The organism is Actinophytocola sp. (assembly GCF_036002505.1).
GTDB lineage: Bacteria > Actinomycetota > Actinomycetes > Mycobacteriales > Pseudonocardiaceae > DASYTH01.
In genome coordinates, this window is record NZ_DASYTH010000233.1 from 21,488 (window position 1) to 39,794 (window position 18,307).

Below are 18,307 nucleotides of genomic sequence, written 5' to 3' on the forward strand. Positions count from 1 at the left end.
GCCGTCCGCGGGCGCTGTCACGGTTCGGCATCAGTTGGACGTCCGATCCTCGAGATCACGATTTTCCGGTGCCGAAGGGAGCGATACCGTTAGGTGCATGACCACACTGCCGTTCACCCGCACCCCGCACCCGCAGCCGGCGACCCCGGAGCGGCTTGCGGAGGTATTGGCCAACCCGGGTTTCGGCCAGCACTTCACCGACCACATGGTGACGATCCGCTGGAACCGCGCACAGGGTTGGCACGACGCGGCGGTCGAGCCCTATCACGCGATGACGCTCGATCCGGCCGCCATGGTCCTGCACTACGGGCAGGCGATCTTCGAGGGCCTCAAGGCCTACCGCCAGCCGGACGGGTCCGTCGCGAGCTTCCGCCCGGAGGCCAACGCGGCCCGGTTCCGCCGCTCGGCGGTCCGCCTGGCCATGCCCGAGCTGCCGAACGAGCTGTTCCTGGCCTCGCTGCGTGAGCTGATCGCCGTCGACGGCCGGTGGGTGCCCGAGCAGGACGAGGAAACCCTCTACTTCCGGCCGTTCATGTACGCCACCGAGGTCGGCCTCGGCGTGCGCCCGGCGGCCGAGCACCGGTACGTGCTGATCGCCTCGCCGGCCGGCTCCTACTTCGCCAGTGGGATCAAACCGGTGAGCGTCTGGCTCTCGCACGAGTACGTGCGCGCCGCCCCCGGCGGCACCGGCGCGGCCAAGTTCGCCGGAAACTACGCCGCCTCCCTGGTCGCCCAGGCAGAGGCCGCGGAACAAGGCTGCGACCAGGTTGTCTGGCTCGACGCAGTCGAACGCCGTTGGGTCGAGGAGATGGGCGGCATGAACCTCTTCTTCGTCTTCGGCTCCGGCCCGGACGCCCGCGTGGTCACCCCCGAGCTCTCCGGCTCGCTGCTGGCCGGCGTCACCCGCGACTCCCTCCTCACCCTCGCCGCCGAGCTCGGCTACGCCGTGGAGGAACGCCGCATCTCCGTCGACGAGTGGGAGAAGAAGAACGAGACCGGCGAGCTCACCGAGGTCTTCGCCTGCGGCACCGCCGCCGTGATCACCCCGGTCGGCTCCGCCAAGTACGCCGACGGCGAGTTCACCATCAACAACGGCCAAACCGGCGAAGTCTCCATGCGCCTCCGCAACGCCCTCACCGCCATCCAGCGCGGCACCGCCCCCGACACCCACAGCTGGATGACCACGCTCTCGTAGGTGATGCCCTGAAGGCCGCCTTCAGGACGTTCAACGTCTCGAAGGCGGCCTTCAACGCATTCCTCAGTGGAGAGTGCAGCCGATGAGCACGATCGTGGTGGCGACCTCGCAGGCGGCGCCGAGCACGTCGCCGGTGATGCCGCCGAAGCGCTTTCGGGCGCGGAGCACGAGCAGCAGGACCGCGCCCGCGGCGACCACGACCGAGAGGGCGGCGAGCCAGGGGCGGTCGGGGGTGGCGGGGACGCTCAGCAGGATGAGGGTGAGCCACCAGGCGACCGGCGCGCCGGCGGGTTGGGAGCCGGCGACGAGTGCGCCGAGGCCTTCGGGGCGGGCGGCCGGAACGCCGCGGACGCAGCACAGCGAGAATGCCGCGCGGCCGGCGACGAGGGCCAGCGGGACGGCGAACCACCGTCCACTGGGGACCAACGAGCCGAGCGCGACTGCTTGTGTGCCAACGACGACGATGAGCGTGACGACGGCGAACGGGCCGGCGCCGCCATCGCGCATCACCGTGAGGGCACGCTCCGGTGGGCCGTAGCAGCCGAATCCGTCGGCGGTGTCGGCCAGCCCGTCGAGGTGCATGGCCCGGGTGAGCACCGCGAGGAGCCCGACCGTGAGGAGGCCGGCGAGCAGTCCAGGCGCGCCGATCAAGTCCAGAAGGGACAGCAGGCCGAGGGCGGCGCCGCCCAGGGGCAGGCCGATGAGCGGGGCGAGGGCGATGGCCGTGCGGGCGGTCGCAGGGTCGACCCGGGGCACACCGACCGGGAGGACGGTCAGCCAGGACAGCGCCAACCGCAGTCCCCGCAACGGTTTACTCCTCGGCCGGGCCGGACACGCCGGCGTCGGTGAAGGTGGCCATCTCGGCCAGGATGCGCACGGCCGCGGACAGCAGCGGGATGGCGGCGGCCGCGCCGGAGCCCTCGCCGAGCCGCATGTCGAACTCCAGCAACGGTTTCAGGTCGAGCTGCTCGAGCACGAGGGTGTGTGCCGGCTCGGCGGAGCGGTGCCCGGCCACCCACCAGTCGCTGGCCCCGGGTGCGAGCTCCGCGGCGACCAGCGCCGCCGCGCCGCAGATCACGCCGTCCAGGATCACCGGGGTGCGGCGGACCGCGGCCTGGGCGAGGAACGCGGCCATGGCGGTGATGTCCGCGCCGGCCACCGTGCGCAGCAGCGCCACCGGGTCGGCGCTCACCGGCCGGGCCCGGCGCAGCGCGTCCCGGATCGCCGCCGTCTTGCGCATCCAGGTGCGGTCGTCGATGCCGGTGCCGCGGCCCACCACGGCCACCGGCTCGGCGCCGGTGAGCGCGGCGATCAGCACCGCGGCCGGGGTGGTGTTGCCGATCCCCATGTCGCCGGCCACCAGCAGGTCCGCGCCGGCGTCGACCTCCTCGTCGGCGATCGCCTTGCCGGCCGCGATGGCCGCGGCGACCTCGTCGGCGGTGAGCGCGTCCTCGGTGTCGATCGAGCCGGATCCCCGGCGCACCTTGAACTTCCCGGCCACGTCCGGGGTCTCGGCGGCGTCCACCGACATGTCCACCACCCGGACGGTGGCGCCGGCGGTCTCGGCCAGCACGTTGATCGCGGCGCCACCGGCGAGGAAGTTCGTGACCATCTGCGCGGTCACCTCGCTCGGGTAGGCCGACACGCCCCGCGCGGCGATGCCGTGGTCTCCCGCGAAGATCACGATGCGGGGCCGGCTGAACGGCAGCGGCGGGCACTGGCCCTGGCAGGCCGCGACCCACACGCCCAGCTCCTCGAGCCGGCCGAGCGAACCCGCCGGCTTGGTCAGCCGGTCCTGCCGCTCGCGCGCGGCCGCGCGCACCGACTCGTCCGGCCGCGTGACCGAGGCGAAACCGGCCGGGGACGCGGGTTCCGGCGCCTGGAGGTACGGCGACACCGCGCCGAAGTGCGGCCCCATCGGGGCGGCGGGCGCCTCGTCGCGGGTGTCCTCGACGGTCTCCTCGGGTGCGTCCGGCTCGTCGGCCACCGCGCCACCTCCCGGTTCTCCCTGCGAGCGCAGGGTCATCGGCACACCGGCGACCAGCAGCACGACGTCCGTGCAGCGATCGGCGACGGCGGCATTGAGCGCTCCGAGCTCGTCCCGGAACCGCCGGCCGGCCGGCGTGTCGGGCACCACGCCCAGCCCGACCTCGGGCGAGACGATCACCAGCCCGGTCCGGCACCCGCCGATCGCGTCCACCAGCCGCTGGCATTCGGCCCGCGCCGCGGTCGGCTCGCCGTCCCAGCCGCCGGTGTCGTCCAGCAGCCCGGTGAGCCAGTTGCCCAGGTCGTCGACCAGGATCGGCGAACCGGGTTCCGCCGCGCGCAGCAGCTCGACCAGCCCGCCGGGCTCCACCGGCTCGACCGTGCTCCACGACGCGGGCCGCCGGGCCACGTGCCGGAGGATGCGCGCCGTCCACTCCGGGTCGCCGGGGTCCTGCCGGGCCGTCGCCACGTACACCGCCGGCGCCGCGCCGGCCAACTTCTCGGCGTACCCGGACTTTCCGGACCTCGCGCCGCCCAGTACCAAGGTCCGTCGCACGGGCGCACAGTACCGTGTCGCCTGTGGAGTACCGGTGGCGCTATGCCGATGGCGTCGGTGCCGACGTCCCCGGCCCCGATCTGGCGTTCGGCGACCAGACCGAGGCCGAGGACTGGCTGTCGGCGAACTGGCCGGACCTGCTCGACGGCGGCATCGACGAGGTCACCCTCGTGCACGACGGGAAGCCCGTGTACGGACCGATGGGCCTGCACCCGCCGACGGCCACCTGAGTCCTATCCGGACAGCCGCGGGTCGTACTCCACGAGGCCGTTGAGCACCTTGTCGATCTGGGCGAGCGTCTCGGCGTCGAGCTTCACCCCGGAGGCCTTGACGTTCTCGGTGACCTGCTCGGGCCGGGTCGCGCCGATGATCGCCGAGGCGACGTTCGGGTTCTGCAGCACCCAGGCCACGGCGAGCTGGGCCAGCGACAGCCCGGCGCCCTCGGCGAGCGGCTTGAGCTGCTGCACCCGCTCGAGCACCTCGTCGCGGAGGAACCGGGCGATGAAGTTCTTGCCCGACTCGTCGGTGGCGCGGGAGCCGGCCGGCGGCGGCTGGCCGGGCAGGTACTTGCCGGTGAGCACGCCCTGCGCGATCGGCGACCAGACGATCTGGCTGACGCCTTCCCGCTCGGACGCCGGGATCACCTGCGACTCGATCACCCGCCACAGCATCGAGTACTGCGGCTGGTTGGAGATCAGCGGGATGTTCAGCTCCCTGGCCAGCTCCGCGCCGCGGGTGATCTGCTCCGCGCTCCACTCGGAAACCCCGACGTAGAGCACCTTCCCGGCACGCACCAGGTCGGCGAAGGCGCCCATGGTCTCCTCGAGCGGCACCGTCCGGTCGAACCGGTGCGCCTGGTACAGGTCGACGTAGTCGGTCTGCAGCCGCTTCAGCGACGCGTGCGCCGACTCCATGATGTGCTTGCGCCCCAACCCTTTGTCGTTGGGACCGCCCGGCCCGGTCGGCCAGAACACCTTGGTGAAGATCTCCAGGCTCTCCCGCCGCTGCCCGGCGAGGGCCCGGCCCATCACCGCCTCCGCCCGGGTGTTGGCGTACACGTCGGCGGTGTCGAAGGTGGTGATCCCCGCGTCCAGCGCGGCCTTCACACAGGCGTGCGCCTGCTCCTCCTCAACCTGGGAACCATGCGTGATCCAGTTCCCGTACGAGATCTCACTGACGGACAGGCCGCTGCGGCCGAGGCGACGAAACTCCATGCGCCATAACTTAGCCGCTAGTCGTTTGCCTCGCTAACTACTGGAGCTACTCCACCTTGTCGCCGGGCTTCAGGCGGGGCTTGGGGATGCGGAGCTTGCGGATCTGGGAGGCGCGGATGAAGGCGTACCAGCCGACGGAGAGGCCGCGGACCGTCTCCTTGGGGTACTTCAGCCGGGCCAGGCGGGTGTAGCGGCGGCCGTTGAGCGCGCCCTCGAGGATCATGGCGAGGAGCATGACCAGGCACAGCACGGTGGCGTAGAACTGCAGCAGCCGGTTGGGCGCGAGGAGCGCGACGAACACGACGAGGGCCAGCGGCATGAACAGGCCGAGCAGGTTGCGCCGGGAGTCGACCAGGTCGCGGACGTAGGCCTTGACCGGGCCGCGGTCGCGCGCCGGCAGGTACTTGTCCTCGCCGGCCATCATCCGCTCGCGCTGCGCCGCGCGGATCTCGCGGCGCTGGGCCGCCAGCTCCTTGCGCTCCTCCTTGTTGCCCCGCGCCCGCCGCATCGCCTCGCGGGTGGTGCGCGGGGGCGGCGGCACCGGGCCGCGCCGGCGTCCCTCGGCCTCGCGCCGCTTCGGCGTGGGCCGGCCCTTCCCCGGCGTGTGGCCCTTGACCGACGACGCCTCGGCGCCGGCGTCGGACTCCTCGGTGACGTCGGTGCTGTCGGTGGCGCTTCGGCGCAGGAACCTCACGCGTCCAGGGTAGTCACAGTGGGGTCTGGGGGCTCGGCCCCCAGACCCCAACCGGGGGGCTGCCGCCCCCCGGACCCCCCAGGCTAGCTTCTCCTCATGCGGGTCATGATCGCCCCCGACTGCTTCGGCGGGACGCTCAGCGCGACCGAGGTGGCCGATGCCGTCGCTGCGGGGTGGCGGCGGTCCCGCCCTGACGTGGAGCTGGTGACGCGGCCGCTGTCCGACGGCGGCCCGGGGTTCGTCGAGGTGCTGCACCACAGCCTCGGCGGTGAGCTGCACCAGGTTCCGGTGAACGGCCCGCTCCGCCGGACCGTGATCGCCACCTGGCTCGAGCACGACGGCACCGCCTACATCGAGAGCGCCCAGGCCTGCGGGCTGCACCTGGTGGCGCCCGAGGACCGCGAGCCGCTCACCGCCCACACCGTCGGGGTCGGCGAGATGATGTACGACGCCAACGACTTCGACGTGCACACCATGGTGGTCGGGCTCGGCGGCACGGCCAGCACCGATGGCGGCGCCGGCCTGTTCAGCGGGCTCAACGCGGTCCCGCTGGACACCCGGGACCAGGTGCTGCCCAACGGCGGCGGCGCGCTGATCGACTGCGGCCGCATCGTCGGCCAGGTCGACCTCCGGGACGAGGTCACCATCATCGCGGCCACCGACGTGGAGAACCCGCTGCTCGGCGAGCACGGCGCGGCGCGCACGTTCGGCCCGCAGAAGGGCGCCGACGAGCTGACCGTGCAACGCCTCGAGCGCGGCCTGGCGCACTGGGCGGACATCATGGCGCAGGCGTGCGGCCGGGACGTGCGGGACCTGCCGGGCGCCGGGGCGGCCGGGGGTCTGGGCGCCGGGCTGCTCGCACTCGGCGCGCGGGTCGAGTCCGGCGCCGGCCTGGTGCGCCGGCTCACCGGCCTGGACGAGGCGATGGCCGGGGTCGACCTGGTGATCACCGGCGAGGGCAGCTTCGACTGGCAGTCCCTGCGCGGCAAGCTGGCGGTGAACGTGGCCGGCGCCGCGGCCGAGCGCGGCCTGCCATGCCTGGTGCTGGCCGGTCAGGTCGCGGTCGGGCGGCGCCAGGCGGCCTCGGTCGGGGTGGAGCGGGCCTACTCGGTGGCAGAGCACGCCGGCTCGGTCGAGGCGTCGCTGGCCGACCCTGCGGGTACCCTGGCGGCGTTGGCCGCGGACGTGGCGGCGCAGTGGGGAACATGACAGGGTGCCTCCAGCGCGCCTGGACACCGGTGCGCCCCGATGTGTCACCATGGAACAAAACGCGGCCGGCCCCGGTTGTGCCGGGGTAAGTAGCGAATCTCGAGGGAGAACCATGACCGCCGCCCAGGAGACCACCACCGCGACCCACGGTGTGGAGCTGACCGACACCGCCGCGGCCAAGGCCAAGGCGCTGCTCGACCAGGAGGGCCGCGACGACATGCACCTGCGCATCGCCGTCCAGCCGGGTGGCTGCGCCGGCCTGCGCTACCAGCTGTTCTTCGACGAGCGCACGCTCGACGGCGACCTGTTCCGCGACTTCAACGGCCTGCGCGTGGCCGTCGACCGGATGAGCGCCCCCTACGTGCAGGGCGCCACCATCGACTTCGTCGACACGATCGAGAAGCAGGGCTTCACGATCGACAACCCCAACGCCACCGGCTCCTGCGCCTGCGGCGACTCCTTCCATTAGGGCCCAGCCCGCCTCTCCGGAATTTTTGATGTGGTTGCGTTCCGGCGAACGGTGCGGGTGGCAGGTTTGATTGTGGCTGGGCGCCGTCACGTTCCCCTGAGGTTCTGTTGGCAGGCACTCGCCCTTCGTCATCCACGGGATGTGAGGCCGTAGCCGGGCGGGATCACTCACCCGGTAGGGTTCTTTATCGTGCCTGTCGCAGTTGCTGGAAGTATCGCCACCGACCACCTGATGCACTTCCCCGGAAAGTTCGCTGAACAGCTCGTGGCTGAACAGCTGCACCGGGTGTCGCTGAGCTTCCTGGTCGATGATCTTGTGGTTCGCCGGGGCGGGATCGGCGCCAACATCGCGTTCGGGATGGCGGTGCTGGGCTGCGACCCGATCCTGGTCGGGGCCGTCGGCGACGACTTCGCCGACTACCGGTCCTGGCTGGAGCGGCACGGGGTGGACTGCTCGGGGGTGCACGTCTCGGACGTGGCGCACACCGCGCGGTTCGTCTGCACCACCGACGACGACATGTGCCAGATCGCCTCGTTCTACGCCGGGGCGATGGCCGAGGCGCGCAACATCGAGCTGCGCCCGGTCGCCGAGGCCGCCGGTGGGCTCGACCTGGTGCTGATCAGCCCGGACGACCCGGAGGCCATGCTGCGGCACGCGGCGGAGTGCCGGCTGCGCGGGTACCGGTTCGCGGTGGACCCGTCACAGCAGGTGGCCATCATGGACGGCGAGCGGCTGCGGGCGTTCGTCGCCGGGGCGGACTACCTGTTCTCCAACGACTACGAGCTGGGGCTGCTGGCCCGCAAGACCGGCTGGTCCGAGGACGAGCTGCTGGCCCAGGTCGGCATGCGGATCACCACGCTCGGCGAGAAGGGCGCGGAGATCGTCACGCTGGACCGTCCGGTGGTCCACATCCCGGCGGTGCCGGAGACCGCGAAGGCGGACCCCACCGGCGTCGGCGACGGCTTCCGCGCCGGGTTCCTCGCCGGGCTGACCAACGGCCTGACCCTGGAGCGCTCCGCCCAGCTCGGCTCGATGGTGGCGGTGCTGGTGCTGGAGACCGTCGGTCCGCAGGAGTGGACCTTCGACAAGGCCGCGGCCCTCGTCCGGATCGAGGGCGCCTACGGCGCCGCGGCCGCCGGCGAGATCGCAGCGATCCTCCCCGGCTGACCGCGACCGCGCCCGGCGTGGGTCCGGGCGGCGGCCGGCCCACGCCAGACGCGTGCCCATCAGCCGTGCACCTGGTACCGGACGATGTACTCGCCGTCGCCCGAACCCTGGCTCGCCAACCCCTCATGCTCGCCCTGGTTGATCTCGCTCGCGCTGACCCACACCCAGCCGAGCAGCTCGTGGTCCGAACCGTCCGCCTCGAACACCTCGATCAGCGCCGTGTCGTCGAACTGGATGTTCAGCAGGGTGGGCGGGAACGCGCTGTAGTACCAGTGTGTCTCGCGCACGTCGACGTCGCCCCAGCCGCCTTTGAACTGGCCGTTCACGTAGATCAGGATCTCGTCGGAGCCCGACTCGCTCTGGTCCTGGCAGCGGATCCACAGGACGTCCACCTTGGCGGTGTCCGCCGACGCGGCCGGTGGGACGAGTACGGGCAGCAGGAGAGCGGCCAGGCCCACGATGAGCAGCCGGACCGCACGTAGCCGGCCGCGTTTGCGGTGGACCACCATGTGCGTGCTCCTTCCAGTCGGGCGGGAGGGTGTTCCCGCCCCCGGAGCGTCGCGCGTGCTGGTCCTGATCAACTCCTGATCATGTCCCGGGTTTCTACACCTTGACCGGGTAGTGCGGTTCCGGGATCTCCGGCTTGATCCGGTCCTCGACGAAGATGCCGTGCCAGAGCATGAACACCAGCAGCGCCCAGATGCGGCGGCTGTGGTCGAGGGAACCGGCGCGGTGCTCCTCGAGGAGGCGGAGGACGGCGGCCTTGTCGAGCTCGACGTCGGTCTGGGACTTGACCACGATGTCGCGGGCCCAGTCGTACATCTCGTTGCGGAGCCAGAGCCGGATCGGCACGGGGAAGCCGAGCTTGCGGCGGTTCAGCACGTGCGCGGGGACGATCTCGCGGAGAGCCCGGCGCAGCGCGTACTTGGTGGTCTCCTTGGTGATCTTCTGCTCGAGCGGGATGCGGGAGGCGACCGCGAACACCTCGGGGTCGAGGAACGGCACCCGCAGCTCGAGGGAGTTGGCCATGGTCATCTTGTCGGCCTTGACCAGGATGTCGCCGCGGAGCCAGGTGAACAGGTCGACGTGCTGCATGCGGGTCACCGGGTCCCAGTGGACCGACTCGCGGTACGGGCCGGCGGTCACGTCGGCGTGGCCGACGGCCGGGTCGAACGTGTTCAGCACGGACCGGAGCTGGTCGTCGCGGAAGATCCGGGCGTTGCCGTAGTAGCGCTCCTCCAGGCTGAGCGCGCCGCGGCGGAGCAGGTCCTTCCCCCGGGTGCCCTCCGGGATCTTGGTGGACACCGCGCCCATGGCCTTGCGCAGCGCGCCCGGGACCTTCTCGAAAGGCTTGAGCGACAACGGTTCCCGGTAGATCGTGTAGCCGCCGAAGAGCTCGTCCGCGCCCTCGCCGGAGAGCACCACCTTGACGTGCTTGCGGGCCTCGCGGGCGATGAACCAGAGCGGCACCAACGCCGGGTCGGCCACCGGATCGTCCAGGTACCAGACGATCAGCGGGAGCGCGGCCATCATCTCCTCGGCGGTCACCGTGCGGACCACGTGCTTGACGCCCAGCGCGGCCGCGGACTCGGCGGCCACGTCCACCTCGGAGTAGCCCTCGCGCTCGAACCCGGTGGTGAACGTGATCAGGTTCGGGTTGTGCTCGCGGGCCAGCGCCGCGATCGCGGTGGAGTCGATGCCGCCGGAGAGGAACGAGCCGACCGTGACGTCCGCGCGCATGTGCTTGGCCACCGAGTCGCGCATGACGTCGGCGATCCCGTCGTAGAGCCGCTCGGCGTCCTCGGCGTTGGCGACCGGGCGCGGGCTGAACGCCGGCTTGAAGTACCGCTTGATCACCGGCTGGTCGCCCGGGGTGACGGTGAAGCAGGTGCCGGACTCGACCCGGCGGATCTGCGTGTGCAGCGACTCCGGCTCCGGCACGTACTGCAGCACCAGGTAGTGCTGCAGCGCGGTGCGGTCCAGCTCGGTGCCGATGCCCAGCGTGGGCGCGAGCTCGAGCAGCGACTTCTTCTCGCTCGAGAACGCCACCCCGCCCGGGCCGCTGGCGTAGAACATCGGCTTGATGCCGAACGGGTCGCGCGCGCCGAACAGCTCGCCGCGCTCGCTGTCCCAGATCAGGAACGCGAACATGCCCCGCAGCTTGCCCACCGCCGACGGGCCGAGGTAGTGGTAGGCGGCCACGATCGCCTCGGCGTCCCCCTCGGTGTGGAACTGGGCGAGGTGCAGGTCCGCCAGCTCCTTGCGCAGCTCCAGGTAGTTGTAGATCTCCCCGTTGTGCAGGATCGCGTACCGCTCCGGGGACTCCGGCGGCCCCCAGATCAGCGGCTGGTGCGACAGGTCGATGTCGATGATCGACAACCGGTTGAACCCGAAGATCGCCTCGCCACCGGCCCACGTCCCCGTCTCGTCCGGCCCGCGGTGCCGCTGGCACCGCGCCGCCGCCCCCACCGCCGCCCGCGCCGACACAGCGTCAAGTTCCGAAGGACAAACCAACCCAAGCAGACCGCACACGCTTCGTTCGCACCCACTCACGTGTTCCCGTACCACCAGTTCCCGGCCAGTATGCCGGCCCGGGGGATCCGGCGAGTCCCCGGTTCAGACCCGCGAGTCCCCGCGTCAGGACCACGAGTTCCCGATTCGGAACCGCGAACTCGGGTGCTGGGAGCGGGGACTCGCAGGCTGGAAGTGGGGACTCGCGGGGGTGCGCCGGGTGGGCCTCGGCTAGGCTCCGCCCTGGATCAACTGGGAGCGGAGGAGGAGCAGTCGTGCCCATGGTGCGCACGCCGGCAGGGCGCCTGGCCAGGATCGGCGGTCTTGTCGGGCTGGTCGCGATGACCGCGACCGGCTGCTCCGGCGAGGAAGTGCTCCGGTTCGGCTGGCCCGAGGCGGTCACCCCGCAGGGCGAGCGGATGGCCACGTTCTGGACCTGGGCCACGATCGCCGCGCTGATCGTCGGCGCGATCACCTGGACGCTGATCCTGTGGCCGGTCGTCGCCCACCGCAAGCGCGGCGACAAGCTGCCCAGGCAGTTCCAGTACAACCACTTCCTCGAGTTCTTCTACACCGGCATCCCGGCGATCATGGTCGTGATCCTGTTCTACTTCACCGTCACCACGCAGAACTACGTGCTGGCGAAGTCGGAGCGGCCGGACCTCCAGGTCGACGTCCTCGCGTTCCAGTGGAACTGGGACTTCTCCTACCACGGCTACAAGACGCTGGACGGCGACGAGATCCACACCATCGGCAGCTCCACCGAGATCCCGATCCTGGTGCTGCCCACCGGCAAGACGATCCGCTACGACCTGCGCTCCAAGGACGTCATCCACTCCTTCTTCGTGCCCGAGTTCAACTTCAAGCGCGACGTGTTCCCCATGCCGGAGAAGAACAACCAGGACGGCGTGTTCGAGAACAGCATCGACCGCGAGGGTTCGTTCGTGGGCCGGTGCGCGGAGCTCTGCGGCATCTACCACTCGGCCATGAACTTCGAGGTCCGCGCGCTCACCGAGTTCCGGTTCGACCAGTACATCTCGTTCCGGCAGAAGGTGAACCCGACGACCGGCCGGACGTACACCACCGCCGAGGCGCTGGCCGAGGTGCAGAAGGTCGACCCGAGCTGTGGCCAGCTCTGCTCGCGGCTGGCCACCACGACCACGCCGTTCGACACCAAGCGCAACGCCTCGCGGTAAGTGGAAAGGGTTTACGCAGCATGAAGGTCGAGGCCAGGCTCTTCGACATCACGACCGCGTTCTTCTTCGTCTCCGCCGTCGTCTACGGCGCGTGGGCCAAGGAGCCGGTCGGCCTCGTCGCGCTGATCCTCACCGGCGGCCTGTCGCTGATCATCGGCTCGTACTTCCACTTCGTGGCCCGCCGCGCCGAGCAGCGCCCCGAGGACGACCCGGACGCCGAGATCGCCGACGGCGCCGGCGAGATGGGGTTCTTCAGCCCCGGCAGCTACTGGCCGGCCGGGGTCGCCGCGTCCGCCGGCCTCACCGCCGTCGCGCTCGCCTTCATGCAGATCTGGCTGATCGTCATCGGCGGCGTGGTGCTCCTGCTCACCGTCGGCGGGCTGGTGTTCGAGTACCACACCCGCCCGAACGTCACGGAGTAGCCAGCTCCGCGGTCCGCGCCACCCAGCGGTCGAGCAACGCCGCCGCCGCGCCGGAGTCGATCGCCTCGGTCGCCGGCGGCAGCGCCGCCGCGATGTCGGCGTGCAGGTCGTCGGACAGGCCGCGGAACGCCGCGATCGCCGCCGCCGAGTTCAGCAGCACGGTGTCCCGCACCGCACCGGCCGCGCCGCCGAGCACCTCGCGGGCCTTCGCCGCGTTGGCCGAAGCGTCGCCGCCGCGCAGGTCTTCCGGCTCGTTGAGGGAAAAGCCCAGCCGCCCAGGGTCGATCTTGTCCGGGCGCACCGAGCCCCCCGAGACCACCCACACCGTCGTGGTCGTGGTCGTGGTGATCTCGTCCAGCCCGTCGTCGCCCCGCGCCACCAGCATGCTGAACCTGCGACCCGCCAGCACCGACGCCATGATCGGCGCCAGCCGCGGGTTCCCGCAGCCCACCAGGCCGGCGGTCGGCTGCGCCGGGTTCGTCAACGGCCCCAGCACGTTGAACGCCGTCGGAATCCCGATCTCCGCCCGCACTGGCCCGGCGTGCCGCAGCGCCGGGTGGAACGCCTGCGCGAAGCAGAACCCGATCCCCAGTTCGGCGACGCACGCCCGCACGCCCTCCGGCGACAGGCGGATCGTCACGCCCAGCGCCTCGAGCACGTCGGCGGACCCGCACTTCGAGGACGCCGCCCGGTTCCCGTGCTTGACCACCGGCACCCCGGCGGCCGCCACCACCAGCGCGCTCATCGTGGAGATGTTGACCGTGCCGGACTGGTCCCCGCCGGTCCCGACCACGTCCGCCGCGGCGCCCTCGACGTCGACCCGCAGCGCGTGCCCCAGCATCGCCTCGGCCAGCCCGGCGATCTCGTCCGCGGTCTCGCCCTTCGACCGCAGCGCCACCGCGAACGCCCCGATCTGTGCCGGGGACGCCGAGCCCGACATGATCTCGTTCATCGCCCACGCGGCGTCCTCTTGAGCGAGGTCCTGCCGCCCCACGAGCTGTCCTAACAACCCAGGCCAGGTCTGCATGTCAACCCCGCACCACGGGCAGCCGGCGGGTCCGCAGCACGTCCGCCACGGTCTCCGCGGCGGCCAGCGGGTCCAGCGGGAAGACGATCACGGCGTCCGACTGGGACCAGGTCGCCAGCCAGCGATCATCCTTGCGCCGCACCGCGATCACGATCGGCGCGCAGTCGGTGATCTCGTGCTTGAGCTGGCGGCACAGCCCGATCCCGCCGGTCGGCTGCGCCTCGCCGTCCAGGATGGCCAGGTCGATCCCGCCGGCGTCCATGGTCATCAGCACCTCGGCGACGGTGCCCGCCTCCACGAAGTCGACCCGCCCGATGTCCGCCGCGGGCCGCCGGCCCACCGCTGTGACAATCGCCTCCCGGACCTCCGGCCGGTGGCTGTAGACAAGGATCTTCAGCGGTTGCGTGCTCATCGTGGGAGCGCCTTTCCGGCAATCGACCAGGTTGCGGGCTTGATGCTATCGAGCACGCCCCCGCGACGCGCCGTGGACCCGATCAGGCGACCGACCTGCCCGTTCGACATAATGCCCGCGTGACGACCGCAGCGCCCTCCATCAGCCAGCGTGTGCACTCGCTGAACCGGCCGAACATGGTCAGCGTGGGCACCATCATCTGGCTGTCCAGTGAGCTGATGTTCTTCGCGGGCCTCTTCGCGATGTTCTTCACGGTGAAGGCGCAGAACGCCACCGACCACTGGCCGCCGGAGCCCACCGAGCTGAACCGCCCCTACGCCCTGGTTGTCACGATCATCCTGGTCGCTTCGTCCTTCACGTGTCAGATGGGTGTGTTCGCGGCGGAGAAGGGCGACGTGTTCGGGTTGCGACGGTGGTACCTGCTGACCCTGGCCATGGGCACGGCGTTCGTGCTGGGCCAGGCCAACGAGTACCGCAGCCTGATCTCCGAGGGCACCACGATCCCGTCCTCGGCGTACGGCACCGTGTTCTACCTGACCACCGGGTTCCACGGGCTGCACGTCACCGGCGGCCTGGTGGCCTTCGTCTTCCTGCTGTGGCGTACCAAGCTCAGCAAGTTCACGCCGGCCCAGGCCACCTCCGCGATCGTCGTCTCGTACTACTGGCACTTCGTGGACATCGTCTGGATCGGCCTGTTCACAGTGATCTACTTCATCCCGTGAGCGCGAGGGTTGCCACACAGATGATCAGCAAGAGGCTACGGAGCCGCTCGAAGCTGCACCGCCGCGTCGCCGGCCTGCTGGCCATCGCGTTGGCGCTCCTCGGCACCGGGTTGCTGTACTCCCTGGTGCGCCCCGACCCGCAGACCGCGCAGGCCCAGCCGGACGCGGCCGCGGTGCGCGACGGCGAGCGCGTCTACAGCACCACCTGCATCAGCTGCCACGGCGCGAACCTGGAGGGTGTGCAGGGCCGCGGTCCGAGCCTGATCGGCATCGGCTCGGCGGCCGTCTACTTCCAGACCTCGACCGGCCGGATGCCCGCGGTGCAGCAGGGCGCCCAGGTCGATGCCAAGCCCCGGGTGCTCACCGCCGAGGAGATCGACCACCTGATGGCGTTCGTCCAGTCCCACGGCGGCGGTCCGACCCTGCCGGCGGAGAAGGGCGAGCAGCTGGTCGGCGACAACCCGGCCCGCGGCGGCGAGCTGTTCCGGCTCAACTGCGCCTCGTGCCACAACTTCACCGGCCGCGGCGGCGCCCTGTCCGCCGGCAAGTTCGCGCCCGCGCTGGACAACGCCTCCGAGGAGGAGATGTACGCGGCGATGCTCTCCGGCCCGCAGAGCATGCCCAAGTTCTCCGAGCGGCAGCTCAACCCGGAGGAGAAGAAGGACATCATCGCCTACGTCAAGTCGGTGACCAACGGGAACAACAACCCGGGCGGCAACTCGATCGGCGGCCTCGGCCCACAGTCCGAAGGACTCATCGCGTTCATCGTCGGCATGGCCGCCCTGCTGGGGATCACGCTGTGGATTGGGGCTAAGGCATGAGCACGGACGACAAGCCCGAGCTGCCGACCGAGGCTGAGCTGGCCGGGATGTCCAGGGACGACCTGGTCAAGCTGGGCGGCAAGCTGGACGGCGTCGAGCTCGTCGAGTACCCGAACCCGTGGCCGGTCAAGGGGACCCGGGCGGAGAAGCGCGCGGAGCGGGCGGTCGCGTTCTGGTTCGTCCTGTCCGCGCTGGCCGGGCTGGCGTTCATCGGCGTGTTCATCTTCTGGCCGGCCAAGTACGAGGCGCCGCGCTTCGACGGGGTCTTCCAGGCCTACTACTGGTACACCCCGCTGCTCGGGGCCACGCTGGGCCTGGCCATCCTTGCCGTGGGCGTGGGCGTGCTGCTCTACGTCCGGAAGTTCATCCCGCACGAGCTGGCCGTGCAGAACCGGCACGACGGCGGGTCGTCGGAGCTGGACAAGAAGACGATCGTCGCGCACCTGGCCGACTCCGGTGAGCGCAGCACCATCGTCCGGCGCTCGCTGATCACGCGCAGCATCGGCGCCGGGGCCGGGGTGCTGGGTCTGGGCCTCGGGGTGTTCACCCTGGGCGCGCTGCTGCGCAACCCGCACGCCCGCTCGGACAGTGCGGACGGGCTGTGGCACACCGGCTGGCTCAACGAACCGGGCAACGACGAGAAGGTCTTCCTGCGCCGCGACACCGGCGACGCCGAGGAGATCGTGCTGGTCAAGCCGGAGGATCTGGACGCGGGCGCGATGGAGACGGTGTTCCCGTTCCGCGAGTCGGAGCGCGGCGACCACGCCAAGCTCTCCGCGGCGCTGCTGCGCGCCGACAACCCGGTGATGCTGATCCGCCTGCGGCCCGAGGACGGCGCCCGGGTGATCAAGCACAAGGGCCAGGAGGACTTCAACTACGGCGACTTCTACGCCTACACCAAGATCTGCAGCCACCTCGGCTGCCCGACCTCGCTGTTCGAGCAGCGGACCAACCGGATCCTCTGCCCGTGCCACCAGTCGCAGTTCAACGCGCTCGAGTACGCCAAGCCGATCTTCGGCCCGGCCACCCGCAAGCTGGCCCAGCTGCCGATCGACGTCGACCCGGCGACTGGCGTTTTCTATGCGAAGAGTGATTTCATAGAACCGGTGGGACCCGCATTCTGGGAGCGCAAGTCATGAGTGGATTGACCACGCCCACGAAGCCCACCAGCATGGCCAGCCGGCTCGCCGCCGGCACCGGGACGTGGATCGACGAGCGCTACCACCCGGCGGGCGGCCTGCGCAAGCAGCTGAACAAGGTCTTCCCGACGCACTGGTCGTTCCTGCTCGGCGAGATCGCCCTGTACAGCTTCATCGTGCTGCTGCTGTCCGGCACCTACCTCGCGCTGTTCTTCGACCCGTCGATGACCGAGATCACCTACAACGGCGTGTTCCAGAACCTCCGCGGCCTGGAGATGACCCGGGCCTACGAGTCGACCCTGTTCATCACGTTCGACGTGCGCGGCGGCCTGTTCGTGCGCCAGGTGCACCACTGGTCGGCGCTCCTGTTCATGGCCGCGATCGTGGTGCACATGTTCCGGACGTTCTTCACCGGGGCGTTCCGCAAGCCGCGCGAGGTCAACTGGGTCATCGGCGTGCTGCTGTTCGTGCTCGGCGCCACCGAGGGCCTGTTCGGCTACTCCCTGCCGGACGACCTGCTGTCCGGCGCCGGACTGCGCATCACCTCCAGCCTGATCATGTCGATCCCGGTGATCGGCACCTGGTCGCACTGGCTGCTGTTCGGCAGCGAGTTCCCCGGCACGGAGATCATCCCGCGGCTCTACACGCTGCACATTCTGCTGATCCCCGGCCTGATGCTGGCGCTGATCGCCGTGCATGTCGGCCTGGTCTGGTACCAGAAGCACACCCAGTTCCCGGGCCTGCGGCGCAAGGAGACCAACGTCGTCGGCGTGCGGATCATGCCGGTGTTCGCGTTGAAGGCCGGCGGCTTCACCGCGGTTGTGATCGGCGTGACCGCGATTCTCGGCGGGCTGTTCCAGATCAACCCGATCTGGAACTTCGGGCCGTTCAGCGCGGCCGACGTGTCCGCGGGCACGGTGCCGGACTGGTACATGGGCTGGACCGACGGCCTGCTGCGACTGTGGCCGGCCTGGGAGGTCTACCTCGGCAACTACACGATCCCGGCGGCGTTCTTCCCGTTCATGATGGGTCTGCCGATGCTGACCGCGATCGCCGCGGTCTACCCGTGGATCGAGCGACGGTTCACCAAGGACTACGCGCACCACAACCTGCTGCAGCGCCCGCGGGACGTGCCGGTGCGCACCAGCCTCGGCGCCATGGCGATCACCTACTTCATGGTCTCGCTGCTGTCCGCGGCCAACGACGTGCTGGCCGACAAGTTCCACATCTCGCTCAACGCGACCACCTGGATGGGCCGGATCGGCCTGCTCATCCTGCCGCCGATCGCGTACTACCTCACCTACCGCCTGTGCCTCGGCCTGCAGCGCTCCGACCGGGCGGTGCTCGAGCACGGCGTGGAGACCGGCATCATCAAGCGCCTGCCGCACGGCGAGTTCATCGAGATCCACCAGCCGCTCGGTCTGGTCGACGAGCACGGGCACCCGATTCCCTTGGAGTACCAGGGAACCCCGGTGCCGAAGAAGATGAACAAGCTCGGCTCGGCGGGCGCGCCGGTGGCCGGCTCGCTGCTGCGGCCCGATCCGCCCGAGGAGACCGCCGCGCTGGC

The 18,307-nt window shown here is 70.7% G+C and carries 19 protein-coding genes and 1 pseudogene; 11 read left to right on the plus strand and 9 right to left on the minus strand.

Annotation, left to right across the window (positions count from 1 at the left end):
- Window positions 1-97: 97 nt before the first annotated feature.
- Window positions 98-1,195: a branched-chain amino acid aminotransferase gene (locus tag VGR06_RS21215; protein WP_327560863.1), complete on the plus strand. Its 1,098-nt coding sequence runs from the start codon at window positions 98-100 to the stop codon at window positions 1,193-1,195.
- 63 nt (window positions 1,196-1,258) lie between these two features.
- On the opposite strand, the gene cobS is transcribed toward VGR06_RS21215, so the two are convergent.
- The 3 genes and pseudogenes from cobS to VGR06_RS21230 all read right to left on the minus strand — a co-directional run.
- Window positions 1,259-2,002: an adenosylcobinamide-GDP ribazoletransferase gene (gene cobS / locus VGR06_RS21220; RefSeq protein WP_327560864.1), complete on the minus strand. Its 744-nt coding sequence runs from the start codon at window positions 2,000-2,002 to the stop codon at window positions 1,259-1,261.
- Window positions 2,003-2,006: 4 nt separating this feature from the next.
- The gene (cobT, locus tag VGR06_RS21225) at window positions 2,007-3,113 is read right to left on the minus strand and encodes a nicotinate-nucleotide--dimethylbenzimidazole phosphoribosyltransferase (RefSeq protein ID WP_414637305.1); all 1,107 of its coding nucleotides are present in this window, start codon (window positions 3,111-3,113) and stop codon (window positions 2,007-2,009) included.
- Between the two features lie 111 nt (window positions 3,114-3,224).
- Window positions 3,225-3,737: pseudogene (locus VGR06_RS21230) on the minus strand (bifunctional adenosylcobinamide kinase/adenosylcobinamide-phosphate guanylyltransferase); the annotation flags it as partial.
- Between the two features lie 23 nt (window positions 3,738-3,760).
- Here VGR06_RS21230 and VGR06_RS21235 point away from each other — a divergent pair.
- Complete coding sequence (locus VGR06_RS21235) at window positions 3,761-3,967, plus strand: hypothetical protein (RefSeq protein ID WP_327560865.1); 207 nt, start codon at window positions 3,761-3,763, stop codon at window positions 3,965-3,967.
- Window positions 3,968-3,970: 3 nt separating this feature from the next.
- Here VGR06_RS21235 and VGR06_RS21240 read toward each other — a convergent pair whose 3' ends face one another.
- Together VGR06_RS21240 and VGR06_RS21245 are read right to left on the minus strand one after the other, a co-directional pair.
- Window positions 3,971-4,951: an aldo/keto reductase family protein gene (locus VGR06_RS21240; protein WP_327560866.1), complete on the minus strand. Its 981-nt coding sequence runs from the start codon at window positions 4,949-4,951 to the stop codon at window positions 3,971-3,973.
- A gap of 46 nt (window positions 4,952-4,997) precedes the next feature.
- Window positions 4,998-5,645 carry a DUF3043 domain-containing protein gene (locus VGR06_RS21245; protein WP_327560867.1) on the minus strand — a complete coding sequence of 216 codons (648 nt, stop codon included), beginning with the start codon at window positions 5,643-5,645 and terminating at the stop codon, window positions 4,998-5,000.
- Between the two features lie 96 nt (window positions 5,646-5,741).
- Between VGR06_RS21245 and VGR06_RS21250 the strand changes: the two genes are divergently transcribed.
- The 3 genes from VGR06_RS21250 (at window position 5,742) to VGR06_RS21260 (ending at window position 8,490) form a co-directional block, all read left to right on the plus strand.
- Window positions 5,742-6,854 carry a glycerate kinase gene (locus VGR06_RS21250; protein WP_327560868.1) on the plus strand — a complete coding sequence of 371 codons (1,113 nt, stop codon included), beginning with the start codon at window positions 5,742-5,744 and terminating at the stop codon, window positions 6,852-6,854.
- 112 nt (window positions 6,855-6,966) lie between these two features.
- Complete coding sequence (locus VGR06_RS21255) at window positions 6,967-7,323, plus strand: iron-sulfur cluster assembly accessory protein (protein WP_327560869.1); 357 nt, start codon at window positions 6,967-6,969, stop codon at window positions 7,321-7,323.
- A gap of 231 nt (window positions 7,324-7,554) precedes the next feature.
- Entirely contained in the window at window positions 7,555-8,490 is a 936-nt protein-coding gene (locus VGR06_RS21260; protein ID WP_327560881.1) for a carbohydrate kinase family protein, read from the plus strand.
- 59 nt (window positions 8,491-8,549) lie between these two features.
- Here the strand turns inward: VGR06_RS21260 and VGR06_RS21265 are convergent, their stop codons facing one another.
- Together VGR06_RS21265 and asnB are read right to left on the minus strand one after the other, a co-directional pair.
- Window positions 8,550-8,999, minus strand: coding sequence for a hypothetical protein (locus VGR06_RS21265; RefSeq protein WP_327560870.1), 450 nt, complete (start codon window positions 8,997-8,999; stop codon window positions 8,550-8,552).
- Window positions 9,000-9,093: 94 nt separating this feature from the next.
- Window positions 9,094-11,022: an asparagine synthase (glutamine-hydrolyzing) gene (gene asnB / locus VGR06_RS21270; RefSeq protein WP_327560871.1), complete on the minus strand. Its 1,929-nt coding sequence runs from the start codon at window positions 11,020-11,022 to the stop codon at window positions 9,094-9,096.
- Between the two features lie 260 nt (window positions 11,023-11,282).
- Here asnB and VGR06_RS21275 point away from each other — a divergent pair, with 260 nt between their 5' ends.
- Together VGR06_RS21275 and VGR06_RS21280 are read left to right on the plus strand one after the other, a co-directional pair.
- A complete protein-coding gene (locus tag VGR06_RS21275; protein ID WP_327560882.1) occupies window positions 11,283-12,197 on the plus strand; it encodes a cytochrome c oxidase subunit II in 915 nt (304 codons plus the stop codon).
- A gap of 20 nt (window positions 12,198-12,217) precedes the next feature.
- A complete protein-coding gene (locus VGR06_RS21280; RefSeq protein ID WP_327560872.1) occupies window positions 12,218-12,619 on the plus strand; it encodes a cytochrome c oxidase subunit 4 in 402 nt (133 codons plus the stop codon).
- On the opposite strand, the gene trpD is transcribed toward VGR06_RS21280, so the two are convergent.
- Both trpD and VGR06_RS21290 read right to left on the minus strand, forming a co-directional pair.
- Window positions 12,609-13,646, minus strand: coding sequence for an anthranilate phosphoribosyltransferase (gene trpD, locus VGR06_RS21285; RefSeq protein ID WP_327560873.1), 1,038 nt, complete (start codon window positions 13,644-13,646; stop codon window positions 12,609-12,611). The genes VGR06_RS21280 and trpD overlap by 11 nt on opposite strands.
- A gap of 1 nt (window position 13,647) precedes the next feature.
- Window positions 13,648-14,058: a hypothetical protein gene (locus VGR06_RS21290; RefSeq protein ID WP_327560874.1), complete on the minus strand. Its 411-nt coding sequence runs from the start codon at window positions 14,056-14,058 to the stop codon at window positions 13,648-13,650.
- A 119-nt stretch (window positions 14,059-14,177) separates the two neighbouring features.
- Here VGR06_RS21290 and VGR06_RS21295 point away from each other — a divergent pair, with 119 nt between their 5' ends.
- The 4 genes from VGR06_RS21295 to VGR06_RS21310 all read left to right on the plus strand — a co-directional run.
- Window positions 14,178-14,780 (plus strand): heme-copper oxidase subunit III, encoded by a 603-nt coding sequence (locus VGR06_RS21295; protein WP_327560875.1) that lies wholly within the window; start codon window positions 14,178-14,180, stop codon window positions 14,778-14,780.
- Window positions 14,781-14,800: 20 nt separating this feature from the next.
- Complete coding sequence (locus VGR06_RS21300) at window positions 14,801-15,601, plus strand: cytochrome c (protein ID WP_327560876.1); 801 nt, start codon at window positions 14,801-14,803, stop codon at window positions 15,599-15,601.
- Complete coding sequence (locus tag VGR06_RS21305; RefSeq protein WP_327560877.1) at window positions 15,598-16,740, plus strand: ubiquinol-cytochrome c reductase iron-sulfur subunit; 1,143 nt, start codon at window positions 15,598-15,600, stop codon at window positions 16,738-16,740. The genes VGR06_RS21300 and VGR06_RS21305 overlap by 4 nt, the downstream gene beginning before the upstream one ends.
- Window positions 16,737-18,307, plus strand: a 1,571-nt coding sequence (locus VGR06_RS21310) for a cytochrome bc complex cytochrome b subunit (RefSeq protein WP_327560878.1), incomplete at its 3' end; no start/stop codon positions are given. The genes VGR06_RS21305 and VGR06_RS21310, both read left to right, overlap by 4 nt.

Bases quoted from the DNA above. Each gene is read 5' to 3' on its own strand.
- VGR06_RS21215 (WP_327560863.1), top strand. From the start codon at position 98: ATGACCACACTGCCGTTCACCCGCACCCCGCACCCGCAGCCGGCGACC.
- cobT (WP_414637305.1), bottom strand. From the start codon at position 3,113: ATGGGGCCGCACTTCGGCGCGGTGTCGCCGTACCTCCAGGCGCCGGAA.
- VGR06_RS21240 (WP_327560866.1), bottom strand. From the start codon at position 4,951: ATGGAGTTTCGTCGCCTCGGCCGCAGCGGCCTGTCCGTCAGTGAGATC.
- VGR06_RS21250 (WP_327560868.1), top strand. From the start codon at position 5,742: ATGCGGGTCATGATCGCCCCCGACTGCTTCGGCGGGACGCTCAGCGCG.
- VGR06_RS21255 (WP_327560869.1), top strand. From the start codon at position 6,967: ATGACCGCCGCCCAGGAGACCACCACCGCGACCCACGGTGTGGAGCTG.
- VGR06_RS21260 (WP_327560881.1), top strand. From the start codon at position 7,555: ATGCACTTCCCCGGAAAGTTCGCTGAACAGCTCGTGGCTGAACAGCTG.
- VGR06_RS21265 (WP_327560870.1), bottom strand. From the start codon at position 8,999: ATGGTGGTCCACCGCAAACGCGGCCGGCTACGTGCGGTCCGGCTGCTC.
- VGR06_RS21275 (WP_327560882.1), top strand. From the start codon at position 11,283: ATGGTGCGCACGCCGGCAGGGCGCCTGGCCAGGATCGGCGGTCTTGTC.
- VGR06_RS21280 (WP_327560872.1), top strand. From the start codon at position 12,218: ATGAAGGTCGAGGCCAGGCTCTTCGACATCACGACCGCGTTCTTCTTC.
- trpD (WP_327560873.1), bottom strand. From the start codon at position 13,646: ATGCAGACCTGGCCTGGGTTGTTAGGACAGCTCGTGGGGCGGCAGGAC.
- VGR06_RS21290 (WP_327560874.1), bottom strand. From the start codon at position 14,058: ATGAGCACGCAACCGCTGAAGATCCTTGTCTACAGCCACCGGCCGGAG.
- VGR06_RS21300 (WP_327560876.1), top strand. From the start codon at position 14,801: ATGATCAGCAAGAGGCTACGGAGCCGCTCGAAGCTGCACCGCCGCGTC.
- VGR06_RS21305 (WP_327560877.1), top strand. From the start codon at position 15,598: ATGAGCACGGACGACAAGCCCGAGCTGCCGACCGAGGCTGAGCTGGCC.